Origin of the sequence: Limosilactobacillus sp., from assembly GCF_041859915.1 — a bacterium.
Lineage (GTDB): Bacteria > Bacillota > Bacilli > Lactobacillales > Lactobacillaceae > Limosilactobacillus.
Genome location: NZ_JBFLGB010000096.1, coordinates 1 through 3,668, shown reverse-complemented (window position 1 = coordinate 3,668; position 3,668 = coordinate 1). Strand labels below are relative to the sequence as shown.

The 3,668-nt window shown below is 42.9% G+C and carries 2 protein-coding genes and 3 pseudogenes; 2 read left to right on the top strand and 3 right to left on the bottom strand.

Features of this window, described 5'->3' with window-relative positions; all coding sequences use genetic code 11:
• Together ACEYV4_RS09200 and ACEYV4_RS09195 are read right to left on the bottom strand one after the other, a co-directional pair.
• Positions 1–246, bottom strand: a pseudogene (locus tag ACEYV4_RS09200) (transposase); the annotation flags it as partial.
• Between the two features lie 38 nt (positions 247–284).
• Positions 285–395 (bottom strand): annotated as a pseudogene (locus ACEYV4_RS09195) (CagC family type IV secretion system protein); the annotation flags it as partial.
• A 117-nt stretch (positions 396–512) separates the two neighbouring features.
• Between ACEYV4_RS09195 and ACEYV4_RS09190 the strand changes: the two are divergent.
• Positions 513–652 (top strand): annotated as a pseudogene (locus ACEYV4_RS09190) (teichoic acid D-Ala incorporation-associated protein DltX).
• A 16-nt stretch (positions 653–668) separates the two neighbouring features.
• The gene (dltA, locus tag ACEYV4_RS09185; RefSeq protein ID WP_373842987.1) at positions 669–2,195 is read left to right on the top strand and encodes a D-alanine--poly(phosphoribitol) ligase subunit DltA; all 1,527 of its coding nucleotides are present in this window, start codon (positions 669–671) and stop codon (positions 2,193–2,195) included.
• Positions 2,196–2,268: 73 nt separating this feature from the next.
• Here the strand turns inward: dltA and ACEYV4_RS09180 are convergent, their stop codons facing one another.
• Positions 2,269–3,609 (bottom strand): transposase, encoded by a 1,341-nt coding sequence (locus ACEYV4_RS09180; protein ID WP_373842986.1) that lies wholly within the window; start codon positions 3,607–3,609, stop codon positions 2,269–2,271.
• Positions 3,610–3,668 lie beyond the last annotated feature (59 nt).

Below are 3,668 nucleotides of genomic sequence, written 5' to 3'. Positions count from 1 at the left end.
ATAAAGAATCAGCCGTATGCTCAGCTTTAGTTGACCAAATTTTGTAATAGTTGTAAACTGACCGCCATTCTGGGAAATCACCGGGGACTTGACGCCATTGGCAACCGGTTTTCAAGACATATAGGACCGCACAGAAAACCTCGTAGAGATCATATTTTCGAGGCTTAGTTCGCTTACGAAAATTTCTAAAGCTGGTCGAATTAATTCAAATTGTTGCCGAGTAATATTGCTGGGATAATTTTTCATAGCTTAAACTCGCTTTTTACATAGAAGTATATCAAAAATCATAGATCTTGGACAGCTTCTAAGGCCACTAAACCAGCCACCCGGCCAACCGCGTGATAAACTTCTGATTTCTATCGCGGATCGTCTGCGTCAGGCATTCTTTTGATAAGATAATGATTAGTTATAAAAAGCTTAAATTTGCCCTAATAATTATTTCCAAATAATGTGGCGTAGTATACTTCTTGTGGTAAGATTAGCTTTTGAGACGAAAGGAGTGATTCATAATCTTGATTAAAAGTATTAAGAATCATCCTACACTACAGTTCATCTTAAGGACGGTCTTTTATTTGCAGTCCTGATCCTATTAATATACTTATATGGTTACTATGGTGCAGGACAAGAACCGTTTATTTATAATGAATTCTAACGTGGAGGAAAGAAAATTGAATACAAACATTGTTACTGATTTTGACCATGTCGCCACAAGCAGCTCGCAGTTGGTTGCTTACGACGAAATGGGTGCAGTCACTACTTATGGTGAACTAAAAGTCGCTAGTGACAGCTTAGCCAATTGGCTTGACCAACAAAGCTTACCTAGTCACAGCCCAATTTTAGTTTTTGGGGATCACCAGGTGGAAATGGTTGCTGGTTTCATTGCTGCCCTTAAGACGGGCCACGCTTATATTCCGGTCGCTGCTGATTCTGCTTTGCCACGTATCCAGTCGATCCTGGACACTGGGAAACCGAGCTTGATTTTAGCAATTGATGACTTTCCAGGTGACCAGTTAAAGGTCGATGCGCCGATTGTTACCCGTGACCAAGTCAAAAACGTAATTGCTAAGCGGGATCCCTTTACTATTAAGGATCCTGTCCAGGGCAATGAACTGGCCTACATCCTCTTCACCTCCGGGACCACTGGTTCACCGAAGGGTGTGGAAGTTAGCTATGATAACCTGAAGGCTTTCATTGATTGGATGCTTGGGGACGCCTTTAACCTCCCCCAAAAGGTCAACTACCTTGGGCAACCGCCTTATTCCTTTGACGTGTCAAACATGTTCTTGTACCCCGCTTTGCTGAGCGCCAGCACGATTAAGGCCGTGCCTCATAGCATGGTTGAGAACTTTGGCCAGCTGTTCACGGCCCTGCCCAAGTTAGACCTGAATATTTTCGTGGGGACCCCATCATTTGCTGAAATGCTGATGTTAAGCCCGGCTTTTAATGAAAAACAGATGCCCGGTCTCCAATACTTCCTCTTCTGTGGTGAGGAATTAACGGTTAAGACTGCCAAGGGCCTTGAACAACGCTTCCCACACGCCCATATTTTTAACACTTACGGGCCGACTGAAACCACGGTGGCAATTTCCGGAATCGAAATTACACCTGAAATGGTGGCCAATAACGACCGCCTCTCCGTTGGTTATGCCAAACCGGGAATTAAACTTTCCATCTGGAAGGGCGACCAACAGGTAACGACCCCTGGTGAACAGGGGGAAATCATCATTGCTGGTGATAGCGTGGCCCAAGGCTACATGAATAATCCTGAAAAAACGGCCAAGTCCTTCTTTAAATTAGACGGGCAAAATGCCTACCGGACCGGAGATGTCGGTGTTCTTGATAAGGACGGTCTTCTTCACTATAAGGGACGGATGGACTTCCAGATCAAGCTCCACGGTTACCGGATTGAGCTTGATGAAGTCCGGGCCAGCCTAGAAAAGAGTCCGCTAATTAAGCAAGCGGTCGCCTTGCCAAAGTACAACAAGAATGGCCAGGTAACCCACTTAATTGCCGCGGTGATTCCAAAGGAACAGCCGGATGATCCCGCTAAGCTCACCGCTGCTATTCGGGAAAGCTTAAAGGACCTCATCATGCCTTACATGATGCCAACCCAGTTCGACTACCGGGAAAGCTTCCCAATGTCTGCAAACGGCAAAATTGCAGTTAAACAACTTATCAAAGAGGTTAACGAATAATGACTAAAACTTGAAAGCACTCAAAAGGGCTAAAGCCCATACCAACTCTGGCTTTTCTTTAATAAAATTAGTTTCAAACGGCTGCTTGAAGAATGGTTTGAACATTATGCGGTAAATAAGCCATGAATTGATTAATTGTTTGATCGATGAAGTCTACTTCCTGTGACTGTAATGTCTTCAATAGGTAGACCAATGCCTCAATAAATTTAACTTCTGGCAAGCTATCATTCATCAGATAGAATAAGTCACCAAGTGTCCGGTCGTCTTTATTAAGCCGCTCTTGCCAGGCTAAAAGAAGGTAAGTCATCGCCGTGACAGTAATTTGGGCAACTTGGCCATCATAACTTTGAATTTGTGATTTATTAAGCCGCAAGTATTGTTTGGCAGTCTTGAAATAAGTTTCAATTGACCACCGCCGACTATATAATTGGATGATCTGTTGGGGTGTCAGTTTGGTATTAGTTAATGCTAAAACTAAATATTGATTCTTAACACCTTTTTTAGCGACGAAAACAACTTTCATTGGAAAATGGTGGCCTTGAAATTCAGCCTCAACGACACTGCTATAAAGATACTGTTTACCTTGCGGACGTTTCGAATGAAGCAGGCGTAAATATAAGGCCTTAATACTATAAGCTCGTCCCCGATAGCGATAATCTACTTTAGAACTGCGCTTAAGCATCGCCACACTATCTAATCCTAGTTGCTTAAGGCGCCAGAACATCTGTGGAGAACTATACCAGCTATCAAATAAGACGTATTTAGCTGATACACCAAAATTAAGTGCTTGCTTGATTAACTCCAGAACTACTTCATTCATTTTACGTTGCGCCTGAGAACGACGTTGACCAGCGATCGTCCGTTGATCAGTCGTACTGGATTTAGTACCAACGAGATTAGTCTTCTTCTTGGTTGACATTAAGGCCAAGTTGACTGGTAAGAAGGGATTGCCATCACTCCAACCAATCGTTAGATTTCGATAGCCGGTTGAATATTTGTGTTGGTCATGATCATAGATTCTCGCCAATAATTCGGTTTTAGTCGAGTATGGTCGCTCAATTAGGGTATCGTCAACGATTAAAGCTAACCGTCGCCGTTTATCAATAAATGGGGTAAGAATTGAAGTCATCTTGATGGTCACCAGACATAGTAATTTCTGCCAGTTAATCCGACCATCGTTCAGAACATTTCTAACCGTACGTGAACTAAACAACTGGCTAGGCTGTGCTCGATAGAGAGAACGACGACTAAAGGTAACTTCAAACAGCCAAGTAATAATGGCGGTCAAAGGAATAGTAGAGTGGCGTTTAAAGTTAATCCGCCTACTAAGCTGACCTAGACCAATTACGCTGATAAAAGAAGAAATTAGGTTTTTAGTATCGTGCTCTGCCTGGATTTGAGTTATACTTTTCATTGCGCAAGACTCCCTTTCTACTTGTTTTTGGCGATTTAAGTATAACGCGAGAGTTCTTG